Here is a 15,477-nt window from a genome sequence, read left to right as displayed (position 1 = left end):
CCGCTATTGAGGGAATTGGGATATGTTAAAAAAGTTGTTGGGCCTTGCGCCAAAGCTCGAATCAGACGGGTCTTATTCACCGTCAAAACTGGCATTGAAGCTAGCTACTTCCGACAAAACGGATTACGACCACGTTAGCTATAAACCGTACCAAGGTCACCGTTCAAAAGTGTTGGTGATTTTCACCGAACAAAAGAACATGGAAATGCAAAATGGCAAACTGTTCTCTACGGGTAACCACCCAGTTGAAGCCTTATTGCCTATGCTGCATTTAAAAAATGCAGGCTTCGATTTTGATATCGTTACCCCTACGGGTAAACCCGTTGTATTTGAAATGTGGGCATTCCCAGAGAAAGACGAGAATGTTAAGGCAATCTACAACGAGTACAAATCACGCTTTGAACAACCCGGTTCATTGCAGGACTTCGTCAGCACCTCGCTGAGCCAGAATGATGACTTTGCAGCGGTTTTTGTACCGGGTGGACACGGCGCTATGCTGGGTATTCCAGATGACGTTAACGTGGGTAAAGTCTTACATTGGGCAAACGAGAATGGCTTATTCACTATTTCACTTTGCCATGGTCCTGCTTCTTTGCTTGCTACGGCATTGGAGGGAAAAGAATTTCTCTATGCCGGTTACAACATGGCGGTATTCCCAGACTCTGTTGATGATATGACACCAAAGTTGGGGTATTTACCGGGCAAAATGTCTTTGGGCTTGAGCAAGAAACTTGAGAGCTTGGGTGTGACCCTGATGAACACCAAATCTGACAACACGGTCTGTGTAGATCGACAACTTATTACAGGTGCAAGTCCACAGGCTGCAGATGCACTTGGGAAGTTAGCCGCTAGCACTTTGTTAGATGCGTTGTAAGGTTCACCTGTACTTATCTTGGTCATGTCGTGAACAGTGAGAGAAGAGACAGACGAAAGAGACATCGTCTATCTAATCTTTACGTGATCGATAGAGAAAATGTTGTTTTTACGCACTCTCAACATAGCATGCTAGTTTCAAGCTTGGTTTACTGAATGAGTGTAATGTTGTTAACTACATTACACTATCGCCAGCCATTGACCTTGAGTGATGGGGAAGCTCGGCTAAATTTACCTCGGTAGTGAATCCAACGGAGGCAGTTGCAGGTGAGCAACTGCCTTTGATTTATCGTTTTATGTTTAAAAAAGAACGCCATTGGACAAGGGCATTAGAAATCTAATGTTTGGTATCTCTCATTTGCTTTCATGGCTAACGCAAACATCCAAGCCCCCGAAAATATAGCTACAACACTGGGATTGATAAGAAAGCCAGCTACCACTGTGATAGAGCAGATCGCGATTATCTGTTTACGGTACCAATGATCAACCTTAAACAAATAACGGAAATGATCGTAGAAAAAACCACAAAAAAAGAGGAAGGCGAGAACCAATATCATTGGTTCCCCTTGTTCCACAAAGATAAACACAAAAGGTATCGTCAATACTGATACTGTTTGGTTATAGTGTCGAACTTGGCCTATTTATCGGATCATTATATGACGTTCATCGGCATTTATTTACGGACTAGAACGGCGCAAATTTGTCTGCTTCATCCGCGGGTATAGTCCATCGCAGCTTGGCATCGACTTGCTCAATGTGTTGGCCAGCAACCGGGATTTGCATTCGGTCACCGTATAGCCAAAGCACCATGTTGCTTCGCGTGCCGCTGGTAATAGGATGAGCCGCATGAGGTATGTTACCTCTGTGGAGCATCGCAGTACCCGGTTTGAACGTGATGCGTTTCACCTCGCCCGAGACTCTGTCATAGAAATCAACTTCCGACCCTGCGAACGATTCATCTGGCAAGTTCATATTGATATTCAACGTCGCTGCACTGGCATCAGTATGTGGTTGCAGTGATGTGTCTATTCCTACCTGATACTGAATCGAAAAGCCAAAAGTCTGGCTGTCATAACCCATCACGTCGGGGAACAATAGTCTTGCGATAGGGCGCATGTATTGATCCATGACTTGTCGGTAAAACGCTTGAAATGCTGGCGCAGCTAAATAGCCCTCAGAACGTGGGTCGAGCATGGCACCATGGCGATTTAGCGCGATTCCGTAAGGTGGACGCGTGGGAATACCTGCATCAGCCACTGCTTCAAGATATTCACGCAGATCGGCTAGACGCTCTGGGTCAAAGAACTGCGCCTGGTAGACGCCGGCAGATACCTCTTCCCAGAGATCTTGGACGGCGACTTCCTTCGTTGGGTCAAGCCATGCTTGCTCAACGGCTTCTCTGAGTTTTGGGTCGAGCAGTGATGTGTCAGGCTCGAAGTTAGGTGATTCTTCACTCGTTTCCCATGCTCGCCAAGCCTCGGTGAGCAAATGGGTGTTGGTGTCCCAGAAACGTTTGACCGATGGTGCACGCTGCAACATGGATTCGCGAGAAGGCAATGCTAGCGCGCGAGCCTCAGTGAGGGGATCATAAGTCACGTTGTCGTTGTGAGTGGCCGTGTTTTTCATCTCGCTTCTCCTTTTGCTAAACAGTCGCCGATTATCGGCTAACAATTTTGGATGGGAGAAGTGTAATTCACTTCAAAAGACGAATAAATTAGCTAATTAAGGAATCACTATTTTGATTTAGAAGATAATAAGAAGGCAACGATAATAAATAGGCGATGATAGAGAAAGAGTAGATAGAAGAAGTGGTGGTAGCGTTATATTTGAGCGTGCATCTGTTCAGCATTCTTGTGTTCAAGTAGATAGCTGTCGAAGGAACTAGCCGGAAGACTAGGGCGGCGCATCGCTGAGTAACTTGAACCGCCCTATTATTCGCCGTTTACCGGATTTATTGTTCCCACACTGGCGGTTTACCAATTTTCTCAACGAGATAATCAATAAAGACGCGAACTTTGGCTGTCAGCACATTGGATTTAGGGTAAACCAGCCACACGGAACTTTGGTCATCAACATGATAGTCAGGAAGAACCCTCACTAGAGTACCGTCTTTTAGATCGTTGTGGATATTCCAGATCGAACTCATGCAGATACCGACGCCGGCTTTAGCGGCGATGCGTATGCTGGCGCCATCATCACAAACAACTCTTGGTTTGGCACTCGCTGGGGGAAATGTGCATTCTCGCTTGCCGTTGCTGGCGATCAGTTTTCTGGATTTGGATTTCATAAATACCAGTAGTTGATGCTCAATGAGATCTTCTGGTGCTTGCGGAGTGCCTTTGGCCGCTAAATACTCGGGCGATGCGCAAAGGACTCGGGTATCGCTGGCAAGGCGTCGGCCAATCAGGCTGCTGTCTTCGGCAGCAAGGTTGCGCAATGCCAAATCATAACCCCCTTCAATGAGTTTGACCTGAGTGTCCGAGAGCATCAGTTCCACGTTGATTTTAGGATAGCGTGCTAGAAATTCTGCAAGGATTGGAACGACATAGTGTTGTGCGAATGTGCTGGAAGCGGCAAATCGTAACGTGCCACTGACATCGGGATTACCGCGACCTAATGCGGCAAAAGCGGCTTCTTGCTGCGCCAAGATTTCTTTGGCGTAAGGGAGAAACTCGGTGCCTTCAATAGATAGGGTTACTTTGCGGGTGGTTCGATGAAAAAGATCCGCACCGACTTCCATTTCCAGTTTGGACAGCCAAGCACTTGCGACAGAAGGGGCAAGCCCAAGCTGCTGACCTGCAGCGCTGATGTTCAGCGTTTCTGCGGCGAGAACAAATAACTTGATGCTATTGGTGTTCATCTATTATCTCCAAAATCCGAATTCTGATTTTATTTATCTGTCATTTATACACTTTAACCAAAGTATTAGACTCGTTCCATTAATTCGTTGAACACCTGATGTACGAGCGTTTGGAGGATAGAGTGCGAATCCACGTCTGATTGATATACTCGATCAGGAAAAGGCCGCGTACCAAACAATGATTAAAGGAAGAGCATGATGAAAAAGACCCTATTATTGACAGGCGCCACAGATGGCATCGGCTTTGAAACGGCGAAGAAGCTGGCAGCCGACGGCCACACGCTGTTGTTGCATGGTCGTAATAGTGCCAAATTAGAACAGGCAAAATTTGCACTGGCTGATGCTTACCCGAATGCAAAGTTTGATACCTATTTGGCTGACCTGTCGGATTTGTCTCAAGTGGTTACGATGGCTGAACAAATTAAAGCGAAGTACTCAAGCATCGATGTGCTGATCAATAATGCTGGCGTATTTAAAGTGCCGACTGCCGTGACCAAAGATGGCTACGACGTGCGCTTTATGGTTAATACATTGGCACCTTATGTGCTGACCAAAGCACTGATGCCCTTGATGGACGCAGACAGTCGCGTGGTGAACTTGTCTTCGGCGGCTCAAGCACCTGTGAACTTGGAGGCGCTGAGAGGCAGACAAGAATTGTCTGATAACGCTGCTTATGCACAGAGCAAATTAGCTATCACCATGTGGAGTTTCTTGTTGGCTCAGACCTTGGGGTCGGATGCACCCGTTCTAATTGCTGTCAATCCGGCGTCATTTTTGGGTAGTAAAATGGTCAAAGAGGCTTACGGCTCTGAAGGCAAGGACTTAAGCATTGGTGCTGATGTGTTAGTTGATGCAGCCCTGAGTGAGAAGTTTTCTGATGCTTCTGGTCGTTACTTTGACAATGACATTGGCGCATTTACTCGGCCGCATTCTGATGCCCTAGATTCAAACAAGAATGAAGCACTGGTTGTCGCAATGAACGAGGTGCTGGGCAAGCTTGGCATCCAATCCTAAATCGTCATAAATGCGCGAGTAATTCTGCAAAATAAAAACCTCCCGATGCGCAAGCAGGGGAGGTTTTTGTTTGTGGTTTAGGCGTGAGTTTTAAACGCTATCGAACTTGTTTGCCTTGTACCCAAACTTTGTCGATATCGCAGCTTTGGCCTAATGACACGATTTTCTCCAAAATATCGCGAGGGGTGTCCATATCCTGCCATATACGCAGGTTACCCATAGCACTCGGTTTGATAACGAGCGCATCGAAGTGGAAATCTTTCTCGAATAGACCCACTTTTTCATTCAACACACGCCCACCGCCCGCGGTTGCCATCCAGAATGCTTCAATAAAGCTAACACGCGAACCAACAACGCCGCGTTCCTCTGCCGTCAAACGTGAATCTACACCGTCTTCGCGAACGCGAGAATGGGTAACAGCGTCAAAACTGGCGCGGAATATCGAAGGAGATGGTGCGCCTGCAATATCGCTGCCTAAACCAATGCTCACGCCGCTATCTAGTAATTCACGGGTGTGCATGGCGGCGTTGGCAAAATACATATTCGACAGCGGGCAATGGCCAATCCCCGCATCAAATTCTTTCATCACAGCAACGTCGTTGTCGGTCAGAAAAATCGAGTGTGCCAGTACAGTTTTGTTGTTCAACAACCCAGCTTCTGCATAGATTTCAATGTCGGACTTACCATAGTGCTGTAGTGCATAATCCCGTGCCCAATCGCTTTCAGAACAATGCGTTTGCATGTGAACATCGTGGTGCTGAACCAGTTTGCCCAATTCACGGAGCAATGTTTCGGTGCAACTAGGCACGAAGCGAGGAGTAATCACTGGCTTCACTAAGCCGTGTTCATTGCCTTTCATGCCTCGCACGTTGTGAATGAATACTTCCGTGTCAGCGAGTGATTGCTCAACAGATGACTCGCAATAGAACGCAGGACATTGCTCCGCGTTGTCCATGTTGATTCTGCCCACGAACGCGCGTTGGCCCTGTTCAAGGCTGATGTTTGCGAGAAGTTCTGAGGCTTCACGATGTATAGACGCAAAATACATTGCGCTGGTGGTTCCGTTCGCCAAAAGTGTGCGGGTCACGTCTTGGTATACCGTTTCAGCAAATGCCAAGTCGCTATAACGGTTTTCCAGTGGGAAAGTGTAGTTTTGGAGCCAATCGTAAAGCGGCAGATCTAACCCTTTTCCAGCTTGTGGCCACTGCGGAGCGTGACAGTGCAAGTCAACCAAACCTGGCATCAGGTACTGGCCTTTCTCAACGGTGATCAGCTTCAGTGAGTCGCATAATGCGTTCAGATGAACGCTATAATCCACATCGTCAGAATGGAAGGTAGCTACAATGTCGCCACGTAAATCAACAAGGATCAAGAAGTCTGGAATGAACGTTAACTCGCCTTTTACAGGGGCATGGAAAGTGTCCGCCAAAATGCCGAATTGAATCTCAGTCATGTTAATCATGCCTTGGCCTCTTGTGATGCTTCTTCTGGAAGAATGAAATTGAGAATAACCGCAGCCAGCGCACCAATGGCAATGCCTGAGTTCGCCAAATATCCCACGAGTTCAGGGAGCGCATAAATGATTTCACGAGGCATCAGAACCGCTCCCAGCGCAAGCATAATAGGCAAACCGATCACCAGCATGTTGCGTTCGGTAAGCTGTATGTTCTGGACAACGCGAAAACCGTTCATGGCAATCACCACACAAATAACCGCAAATATGCCAGCAATCACCGCATGCGGTACGGAAGCAATCAGGCTAGTGAGCTTTGGAACAAGGCCAAGAACGAGAAGAATAAAGCCGCCTGCGATAATCGCGCGACGTGAAGCCACGCCAGTTACAGCGATGATTCCCGCATTGGTGGAATAACCTGTCACAGGACTTCCGCCCAGTAGGGAACAGATAAATTGACCTGCCGCTTCACCCGTTGCGCCGCGATTCAAACGGTTGTCATCCAAATTAGAGCCCGTAACCGCTGTAACCGCGCACCAAGTGCCTGTGGTTTCAACCAGTACGATCATGGTGACGAACAATAGCGTCATGATAGCGAGCGGGTCGAATACCAGTTTGCCAAACGGCAGCAAGCTTGGAAGCTCAATCCATGCGGCGTGGGATACGGCAGAGAAATCAGCCATGCCCATTGATGCAGCCACTAGTGTACCAACAACAATGGCACCTAGAACGGATGCCAAACGAAGCCAATGCAGTTGCTTAATAAAGCAGCCAAGTAAAATGAACGCACTTAGGGAGAACATACTCGCCATAGCGATAAGAATGTTCTCAGCAGGACGGTCAGCGGTGTAAATGCCATTGAATGCCACGGGCAACAAAGAGATACCCACCACGATGATTACTGTGCCACCGACGATTGGGGGTACGAAGGTTTTAACCAATTTACTGAACAGGTTCAAAGGGCGACCGAGTAGTGCAACACAAATCGCGACGGGGATCATCGCGCCATACACTGCGCCCATACCCATAGATTTACCAATTGCGGCAATGGCGCCGATAGGAATGTAAGAGGGGCCTTGCATGACAGGTAATTTGAGTAAGAATCCAGATTGGATGATGGTACACAGACCCGCGACGATAAACGTCATTTGGATGAGAGAAGACGTATCGCCAACAGAAAGAGATATGAGACCGGCGAGGATGATAGGGACGATATAAAGGTCCATCGCCAACACGTGTTGTGCGCCAAGAGACAAAGATTTCGGCAGAGAGATCTTTTCATCGATATTCAGTGGAACAGCAGTTTTCATAGGTTTTAGTACCAAAGTGAGTCTAGAAATCAGCAGGCGTACACTTGGCCCTTTGGTGAGCAACCAACGTCAGTAACACCTTGAAATTGGCGCGCATCTTACTCGCTTTTTGAAGGAAGGCAATCGTTTGCGTATGGGTTTTTATCGATATCTTCCGATTGCGTGTTTGAGTGGTGGTTTTGTAGGCATGTTAGGATGTTGGGAGCAGAATTAAGTGGATACGTCGTATCCATTTGTCCGAAACAGACAAATTGTCTAATTCAGTATTTATAATGCATAGGAGTATCGACGATTGGCTCATTCAAGCTTGATGAAATAGAAAACGCCCTGCTCAGCAGGGCGTTTAGAATGTATATAACAATCTAGACTGATGAGCTGGGCGCACGCGCATTATTACGCACTTTTGGCAACGTGAGACGATATCCCTTCAATGGGAGTTGGGGGGGATATATAGCCAAAATAACCATCGATGTTTGTATCGGAGAACAACTTCAATTGCTGCTGATATTCTACGGCTGACACTATCACGTCTATCCCAAGGCTCGATGCCATCTTTATCATAGGTTTAAGTAGAAGATGGTTATTGTCGTCATCACTGTGTTCCAAAAACGAATGGTCTAATTTGATAAAATCAGGCTTCAAGGACCTTAGGTAGGTGATTGAGGACAAATGTTGCCCGAACCTATCTATCCCAAAGTGAATGCCTTCTTCTTTCATCATCGCACATGCTTTTTCACAGTCGTTAAGGTGCAGACAAACCAGTACCTCGGCAAATTCAAAGTAGATACGATCTTTGAGTTTGTTTTTTCGAACTTTGTTGATTACCCATGATATTACCTTCAGATCTTTGACACTGCTGGGCGTCAAATTGATTGAAAGCGGCGGAATGGCTTCGTCATTTTTCAATATGTCTATTGCGAGTGATATGACAGATTGGTCAAATTTAGTAGAAAGCGAGAATCGTGAAAGGTCTGAAATTAAATTCGATGCAGGAACTGACTTATTTTCCAGTTGGATATGGGCGTAAACCTCATAATGTTGGGTTTGGTGAGACGCACTGGAAAGAATAGGCTGCACCATCAAACTGAAGGCTTCGTTATTTACGGCTTCCTCAAGTTGTGTGTTCAACGTGGTCTGTGAAAACTCGTGCTCAGTTTCTGAAAAGTGAAAAACAGCTTGGAATCGCTCTGCATGTTGCAAAGCGTCATTGGCTCGTGACAGTAGAGAAGATAAGGTATCGCCTCCTTGTTTTTCGGCGATACCAATGATGAATGCATTCGCGGTGGGTAACCCATTGTTTAATACTTCATTGTTAAACGCGCGAATGAGTCTGCTCAATATCGCTCTTGCCTCTTTTTCATGAACGCTCGGGATAAGAACAGCAAGCTCAGCTTTACCAAGCCTTGCGCCAAATGCATCGTGAGAACGTGGAATAACGTTCTGAAGTGCTATGTTCAAAGAACGCATGCAATCATTTACACTCTTCGCCCCCTCACTGCGATGGTCTTCTTTTAGCCACTTAAGGTTGATGAGCATGACCACACCACAGTCCCCATCTGAAAGCCAACTTTCCAGTTGTCGCATAAAGAAGCTTCTGTTTGGGAACCCAGATGGCTGATCAAACAAGTATTTCTGCCTGAGCGCATTTATCTCTTCATTAAGTGTTTCAAATAAACCGTGGAGCTGGGACGACATTTCGTTGAAAGCAGTGGTCAGTTCAGAGAGATCGCTGGCTTTGGGGGTAGGTAATCTCGCCGAAAAATCGAATTGTGCAATGCGTTTGGCTTCTTTGGTAATTTTTAGTACCGGGGAGAGGGAGCGCTTTAGCGTATATCGAACAAGCAAGGTTGCGATAACGATGACAGAGATGGCGAATAGCGTGAAAGGCCCTGATAACTCCCAAAGCGCCAAATAGGCGTGATCGGACGAGACCGTGATGGATAATGTTGCTAAATCTGTCCAACCGTTATTGATCGTAGAGGTCATCCAGATTGGCTCAATAAAACCAAGAGACATAAACCATTCGGGCACCTTTTGACTCACATCCGAGTCATACGACCATTGCTGTAAATCCCCTTCAAACATCCACTGCAGGGTAACATTTTTCAGCAATGTGCCTTCGGACATGACGGTTGAGAAAAAGATGTCACTTTTTTCTCGGTCACCTGTTTCTAGAATAGGGATCAAAGCAACACTCATGTTCTGCATTGCACTTTTTGCGTGGAGCTGAATTTCTTGCTTGAGAAAGGCAAGATTAATAGCAAATTCGGCCACTGCTAGTACAGAGCACAGGAATAGGAGAATCCCAACCACAACAATCGTTATTTTATTGGTTATCGTCATGTTCAATTCCATGTTTTGGGGCTTGGACTACTCGTCCTCCAAGTCGCAATACCCGTGATAATTTAGTCATCAAGTTGTGTGTAGATTGTCCACTTCAACGGTGTTTCTTTGTTGCTTACCCTAATGTCTGCAACGACGCGCCGATTACGTTGATGGGCATCCGGTGTATTTGCTGTGTCTAACAGTCGTTCTTCTCCATAACCCACAGCGCGTATTCGATGTCGCTCAACGCCGTAGGTGGATGAGAGCACTGATGAGACCTTTTTTGCACGCTTCAAGGAAAGCCATTTATTCGTGCGGGCATCTCCATGTGTGCTGGCATGGCCTTCAACGGTTACGTTTGTGTAAGGGTGGTTTTTGAGAAAGTTGGCCAGATTTTCTATCTCAGGGAGGTCGGCTGGGTTGATATAGGAGGAGCCACTTTGAAACCTTACATTCAAGGTAATGCGTTGATTTATGTGTTTGGCCCCAGAGCAACCGTCATTGTCTACGATTGCACCTTTGATTGTCTCGGGGCACTTGTCTCTTTCGTTTATGACACCATCGAGATCTAGGTCTTTTAAATCATTGGGTTGTACATAGGCTTCCGGAAAAGAATCAATGCTATGTCCGCTGCATCCAGCAATGAGAGGGAGAAGTAGAGCCATTAATACAATTTTCATTTTGTTTCTCCACTTTCACTTTGTGTTTTGTTGATGGAAGCGAAGGGAGATTGAACCCTTAGAGAGGAGAGCAGGCGTCCTGTTGAATTGAGTATGCGATATTCTGCGATGAGAACGTCATACTCTGCTGCGATGAAGTCTTTTCTTGATTCAAAGACTTCGTTTTCCGAATCAAGTAAATCGATCAACGTGCGTTGTCCTAAACCAAACTGAAGTGTGTAGGCACTTTGAGTTTGTCGCGCAGCGACAACATGTTCTTTCAGGTAGCCTATTTGCTCAATGAGATTAATACGTGCGTTCCAAGCCAATGTTGTTCCTTCAATGACATCTCTCACCGCGGTTTGGTTGATTTCTTGTGACTCGCCAATGCGGTATGCCATCTCTTTTTCAAGCGCAGTATCTCTTCCACCACTGTAGAGGTTGTAACGCACACGCAGCATGGTTCGGATGTCGTTATCATGACCTAACGTTCCGCCATTATCGTTATTCCAATTGCCGTTTACCTCAAGACTCACTTCGGGGTAATAAGCCGATTTAGCCGCTTCACGTTGTTTTTTGGCAGCCGTAATGTCGGAGTTGGAAACCTTGAGTGTTGGATGTTCTTTTTCTGCTGCAGAGATAGCTTGCTGTCGTGTTGTGGGAATGAGTGCCATATCCGGTTGTGGCGGGCTGAGATTTTGGGGGGTAAGGTTAACAACCCGGACAAAGTTACTTTCCGCATCCATCAGGTTGTTTTTTGCTACGATGACATTTGATTTTGCGCGCGCCAGTCTGCCAGTAATTTGATAGAGGTCTGCGGCTGAGCCTAGCCCAGAGTCTGTCTTCTCTTTAATTTGGCCATAAATGGTTTTGTGACTCTTCAGATTTTCTTCAGAGAGCAAGACGACCTCTTTAGCTTGAATGTATTTGATATACACTCTGACCGCTTTTAGTGCTTGCTCTTCGGAGGCGGATACGAGGTTCCAATACGCTGAGTTTTTTTCAGCTTCCGAACGCTCGACCTCGCTCTGAGTCTGAAAGCCGCTAAACAGTACTTGTCTAATGCTAATTCCTGCTTCGCCCGGATTCAGCGCTTCATTTTCTCTACCTCCGGCACGAGTGGAAGGGCTGTCAGTTTGTTCCCAGCCATAACCAGCAGTGATATCTACCGTCGGTAAGTATCCTGAGAATGCTTGACCTACTTGCTCTTGTTGCGCTTTGTAAGCATTGAATGCTCGTCGTACTTCAGGACTTGATGCAAGAGTATTGGCGACTGCTTGTTCTAACGACTGGGAAAAGCCTGTTGTTGGAATGAATAGTACAAAAGGTAAAGACCCCACAATAAATTTAGTGAAACGTTTGATAGCGATGAAATTAAGCATATATACAAACTCCTGGGCACTATTCATTATCGTTCTCGAAGTGCTGATTCTCTTGCGCGTAAAATAGGGTTCAATATGTAGTCAAGTACCGTCCGTTTTCCTGTGACAATATCCACGCTGGTTAACATGCCGGGAATAATGGGTAAATCTGACCCGTCATTGTCTGCGAGATTTGAAACGTCAGTTCTTATCCTGACGAGGTAGAAACTGTTGCCTTTCTCGTCTTGCGTTGTATCTGCACTGATATGTTCAAGCTTGCCTTTTAATCCGCCATAACGCGTAAAGTCATAGGCCGTCACCTTAACCACAGTGGGTAAACCAGAACGAAGGAATGCGATATCTTTGGGTTGGATCTTTGCTTCGATAAGCAGTTGGTCTTCGGTGGGGACGATTTCTAGAATGTTATCTCCCGGTTTTATAACGCCGCCTAGTGTGTTGATATGAATGGTTTTGATGGTGCCATTGACGGGGGAGGTGATGATGGCTTTGTCGACTTTGTCTTGCGAACCGACTTTGGCCTGTTGAAGGCGTGATAACTTGGCTTCCAGCTCACTGACCTGTGTCCGGTTTTCATTAATGAACAACAGAACGGCCTCACGTCGTTTTAACATAGCTTCGTCTTGCTGCGCTTTTAGTTTGGGTTGGAGCTGATAGAGCGCTGCGATTTCACCTCGAATATCATTGACTTGGCGTTGTAATTTGAGAAGCTCAATTTCCGGAACGATCTTTTTCTTGGCGAGAGGTTTAGTGAGCTCATATTCTCTTGCTACCAGTTTGGCCCCGCTTTCTAGTGTTTTTATTTTGGTTGCTAGTTCTTTGATTTCTTGCTGTTTTTGAAGAACTTGGCGAGACTGTATGTCTATTTTATTTTTTAGACCATCAATATGCCCTTGATATTCAAGTTGCTGGCGCTTCACCAATTCGGGTTCGTTATTTCTTAGGTCATCGGGAAACACAAGTGGCGTAGAATCAATCTGGATTTGATCTTGCCAAGCGGTGTTTAAGCCCTGTAGTTGAATACTGTTTAATTCTTCTTGTAACCGAATGATGTTTGCGTTGAGGCTTGCATCCTCTTCTTCCTGCTGCGCGACGTCTGAGCGAAATCGCGTGTCATCAATGTGAACAAGTGGCATACCTTTTTCAACAATCATGCCTTCTTCGACATACATTTCTTGCAATATACCGCCATCAAGGCTTTGAATGAGCTGAACTTGAGAGGAAGGAATCACCTTTCCGTCTCCTCGCGTCACTTGATCGAGTGATGACACTGATGCCCAAGTGATGAATGCGGCCACCATGACAATAATTAGCCAGACAACCACACGATAGCGATGGGGCACATCCATCATCATGGCCCCATAAATGTCATCTGCCATGTCGATGTGTTCGCGGTCTTTAGTTTTACTCATTGTTGGCTTGTCTCCGTGGTTCGTCAGCAGATCTCTGGCCTTGAGCCAGTTTCTTCAACACGATCTCTCTTGGGCCATCTAGAAAAATACGTCCTTTATCGAGCACCACGACGCGATCGACGATTTCCAACAGGGACATTTTGTGGGTTATCAACAACAAGGTCCTTTCTTTGCTGACGTGATGCATAGCGCGGATGAATTGCTTTTCAGCAAATGCATCCATGGATGACGTGGGTTCGTCCATTAATAAAATTGAAGGGTCATTCAAAATGGATCGAGCTAGAGCGACAGCTTGGCGCTGTCCACGCGAGAGAGATTCCCCTCGTTCTCCCACTTGTTTATCTAGCCCTTGAGAATCCAAAGACGTGAATTGACTAACCCCCGAGAGTTGAACGGCGCGGATGAGTTGATGTTCAGTGACTTGTCGAGTACCAAAAAGGATGTTGTCGCGAATAGAGCCATGAAAAAGTGTGATGTCTTGCGGCATGTAACCCACATTTCGGCGAAGGTCGGCTGGGTGTATTTGCTTGGAATCAATACCGTCAAATCTCAAGCTACCTTGCGTGGGTTGGTATAACCCCGCGCACATCTTAAGCAGTGTGGTTTTCCCTGAACCATTCTTGCCAATGATAGCGACGCTTTCACCTTCCGTGATTTTGAGAGTAGAGGGGTAAAGCACAGGCTCTTCGGTGTCTTGATACGTGAAACTGACGGCGGAGGCTTCAATCTGGCCTTTGAGTTGTTGTCGGCTGATCAAATGACCTTTATCTTCAAATTCGTCACTTTGGTCCATGAGCGCGTCGAGTTGGCGAAGAGAGCTCATTGTTTGATTCGACCGTGTGAGCAAGTTGGCTAACTGCGCCATAGGCGAGACGACTCGACCGGAGAGCATCACTGCGGCAATGATCCCCCCCATGGAAATATCGCCTTTAGAGACGAGATATACCCCTAGGATCACCACCACGACTGAAGTCATTTGCGTAATAAATGTGGCGAGGTAGGACACTGACTGGGATATTTTTTTGACCTTTAATCCCCATGTTGCAGAGTGCGCTATCATTTGCTGCCATGTCTTTTGAACAATCCCTTCCGCGAGGTTCGCTTTGATGGCCTCCATAGCAGAGAGACTTTCAATTAAATGCCCATTTTTCAGCCCTGCAAACTTGTTGCTTTCTTCAATGGCGTCTCGAAGTTTTGGCTGAATAGCAAAGGCATAGCCGATAATGATGATGCCTGCTGCCAAAGGAACGACGGCTAAATCACCAGCGAAAATGTAGATAATAAAAAGGAAGAAGATAGCAAAGGGGAGGTCGACCAGTGCCGTCACCGTCGTAGAGGTTAACATTTCCCTTACGCTATCAAATTCGCTGATTTGTTTTGCCATGCCTCCAACACTGGGGCCGCGTTTTTCTAGCGGTATACCGATGGATTTGGCAAACAAGCGAGAAGACACGACAATATCGATTTTCTTTCCCGCATTATCAATCAACGAACTTCTGACGTAGCGAAGAATGTAATCAAAGGCAAATACCAATGCGGCACCGCTAGCGAGTACCCATAAGGACTCAAAGGCTTGATTGGGTAGGATCTTGTCGTACACATTCATCATGAAGAGGGGGGAAACTAACGCAAAAATGTTGACAATCACTGAAGCAAGTAACGCCTCACGGTATATGGGAGCCGCTTCCCACAGCATTGAAAATAGCCAGTGACCTTTTTTCGTATGCTGATGTATATCGACGCTTTTATCACCTCGATATTGCTTCTTTATCAAGATGGAATACCCGACGTATTGCGCTTCGAGATCTTCCAAACTCAGCGTGGTTTCTCCACCAGTATCAGGCAGTTGAACAATGGCTTGTTCGTTTTCACTGTCCAGAGAACGCAAAATACAGGCTTTTTGATCTGCCAATAGAAGAATGCAGGGTGTTAGCATTTCACTAATGGTATTGAGCGGTTTTCTCGCGAGTTTAGAGACCAGACCTGCTCGGGCTGATGCTTGAGGAAATAGGTCTGGGGTAAGTCGAGCCTCCCTCATTGGTAAACTAGCCACGAGGGCTTCACCCGAACACGGAGATCCGTAGTACTCGGTGAGTATCACCAAGCAATCCAACAAAGGATCCGCGGTGGTTTGGGCTGAGCTAGGAATGCTCCACTGCGGTTTTACATCATCAGCTAATCGCACGATAAAT

At 46.4% G+C, this 15,477-nt stretch carries 11 protein-coding genes; 2 read left to right on the top strand and 9 right to left on the bottom strand.

What is annotated here, in order from left to right; all coding sequences use genetic code 11:
* Positions 1-22: 22 nt before the first annotated feature.
* Positions 23-874: a glyoxalase III HchA gene (hchA, locus tag LRP50_RS01395; protein WP_274162726.1), complete on the top strand. Its 852-nt coding sequence runs from the start codon at positions 23-25 to the stop codon at positions 872-874.
* Between the two features lie 683 nt (positions 875-1,557).
* Here hchA and LRP50_RS01390 read toward each other — a convergent pair.
* Together LRP50_RS01390 and LRP50_RS01385 are read right to left on the bottom strand one after the other, a co-directional pair.
* Positions 1,558-2,469 carry a 2OG-Fe(II) oxygenase family protein gene (locus tag LRP50_RS01390; protein ID WP_420791166.1) on the bottom strand — a complete coding sequence of 304 codons (912 nt, stop codon included), beginning with the start codon at positions 2,467-2,469 and terminating at the stop codon, positions 1,558-1,560.
* A 355-nt stretch (positions 2,470-2,824) separates the two neighbouring features.
* Entirely contained in the window at positions 2,825-3,733 is a 909-nt protein-coding gene (locus LRP50_RS01385) for a LysR family transcriptional regulator (protein WP_274162724.1), read from the bottom strand.
* A gap of 198 nt (positions 3,734-3,931) precedes the next feature.
* Between LRP50_RS01385 and LRP50_RS01380 the strand changes: the two genes are divergently transcribed.
* Positions 3,932-4,747 (top strand): SDR family NAD(P)-dependent oxidoreductase, encoded by an 816-nt coding sequence (locus tag LRP50_RS01380; protein ID WP_274162723.1) that lies wholly within the window; start codon positions 3,932-3,934, stop codon positions 4,745-4,747.
* Positions 4,748-4,844: 97 nt separating this feature from the next.
* Here LRP50_RS01380 and guaD read toward each other — a convergent pair whose 3' ends face one another.
* The 7 genes from guaD to LRP50_RS01345 form a co-directional block, all read right to left on the bottom strand.
* Positions 4,845-6,209 (bottom strand): guanine deaminase, encoded by a 1,365-nt coding sequence (guaD, locus tag LRP50_RS01375; protein WP_274162722.1) that lies wholly within the window; start codon positions 6,207-6,209, stop codon positions 4,845-4,847.
* The gene (locus tag LRP50_RS01370) at positions 6,206-7,510 is read right to left on the bottom strand and encodes a solute carrier family 23 protein (RefSeq protein ID WP_274162721.1); all 1,305 of its coding nucleotides are present in this window, start codon (positions 7,508-7,510) and stop codon (positions 6,206-6,208) included. The genes guaD and LRP50_RS01370 overlap by 4 nt, the downstream gene beginning before the upstream one ends.
* 393 nt (positions 7,511-7,903) lie before the next feature.
* A complete protein-coding gene (locus tag LRP50_RS01365) occupies positions 7,904-9,853 on the bottom strand; it encodes a bifunctional diguanylate cyclase/phosphodiesterase (protein ID WP_274162720.1) in 1,950 nt (649 codons plus the stop codon).
* 62 nt (positions 9,854-9,915) lie between these two features.
* Positions 9,916-10,515, bottom strand: a complete 600-nt coding sequence (locus tag LRP50_RS01360) for an OmpA family protein (protein WP_274162719.1) — start codon at positions 10,513-10,515, stop codon at positions 9,916-9,918.
* Positions 10,512-11,876 (bottom strand): TolC family outer membrane protein, encoded by a 1,365-nt coding sequence (locus LRP50_RS01355; RefSeq protein ID WP_274162718.1) that lies wholly within the window; start codon positions 11,874-11,876, stop codon positions 10,512-10,514. Before LRP50_RS01355 ends, LRP50_RS01360 begins: the two co-directional genes overlap by 4 nt.
* Before the next feature lie 26 nt (positions 11,877-11,902).
* Complete coding sequence (locus tag LRP50_RS01350) at positions 11,903-13,285, bottom strand: HlyD family type I secretion periplasmic adaptor subunit (RefSeq protein ID WP_274162717.1); 1,383 nt, start codon at positions 13,283-13,285, stop codon at positions 11,903-11,905.
* Positions 13,278-15,470, bottom strand: coding sequence for a type I secretion system permease/ATPase (locus tag LRP50_RS01345; RefSeq protein WP_274162716.1), 2,193 nt, complete (start codon positions 15,468-15,470; stop codon positions 13,278-13,280). Before LRP50_RS01345 ends, LRP50_RS01350 begins: the two co-directional genes overlap by 8 nt.
* Positions 15,471-15,477: the final 7 nt, after the last annotated feature.

The sequence above is a fragment of the Enterovibrio gelatinilyticus genome (assembly GCF_028683095.1).
Taxonomy (GTDB): domain Bacteria; phylum Pseudomonadota; class Gammaproteobacteria; order Enterobacterales; family Vibrionaceae; genus Enterovibrio; species Enterovibrio gelatinilyticus.
The sequence above is the reverse complement of the archived record's forward strand: the minus strand, read 5'-3'. Positions and strand labels throughout refer to the sequence as shown.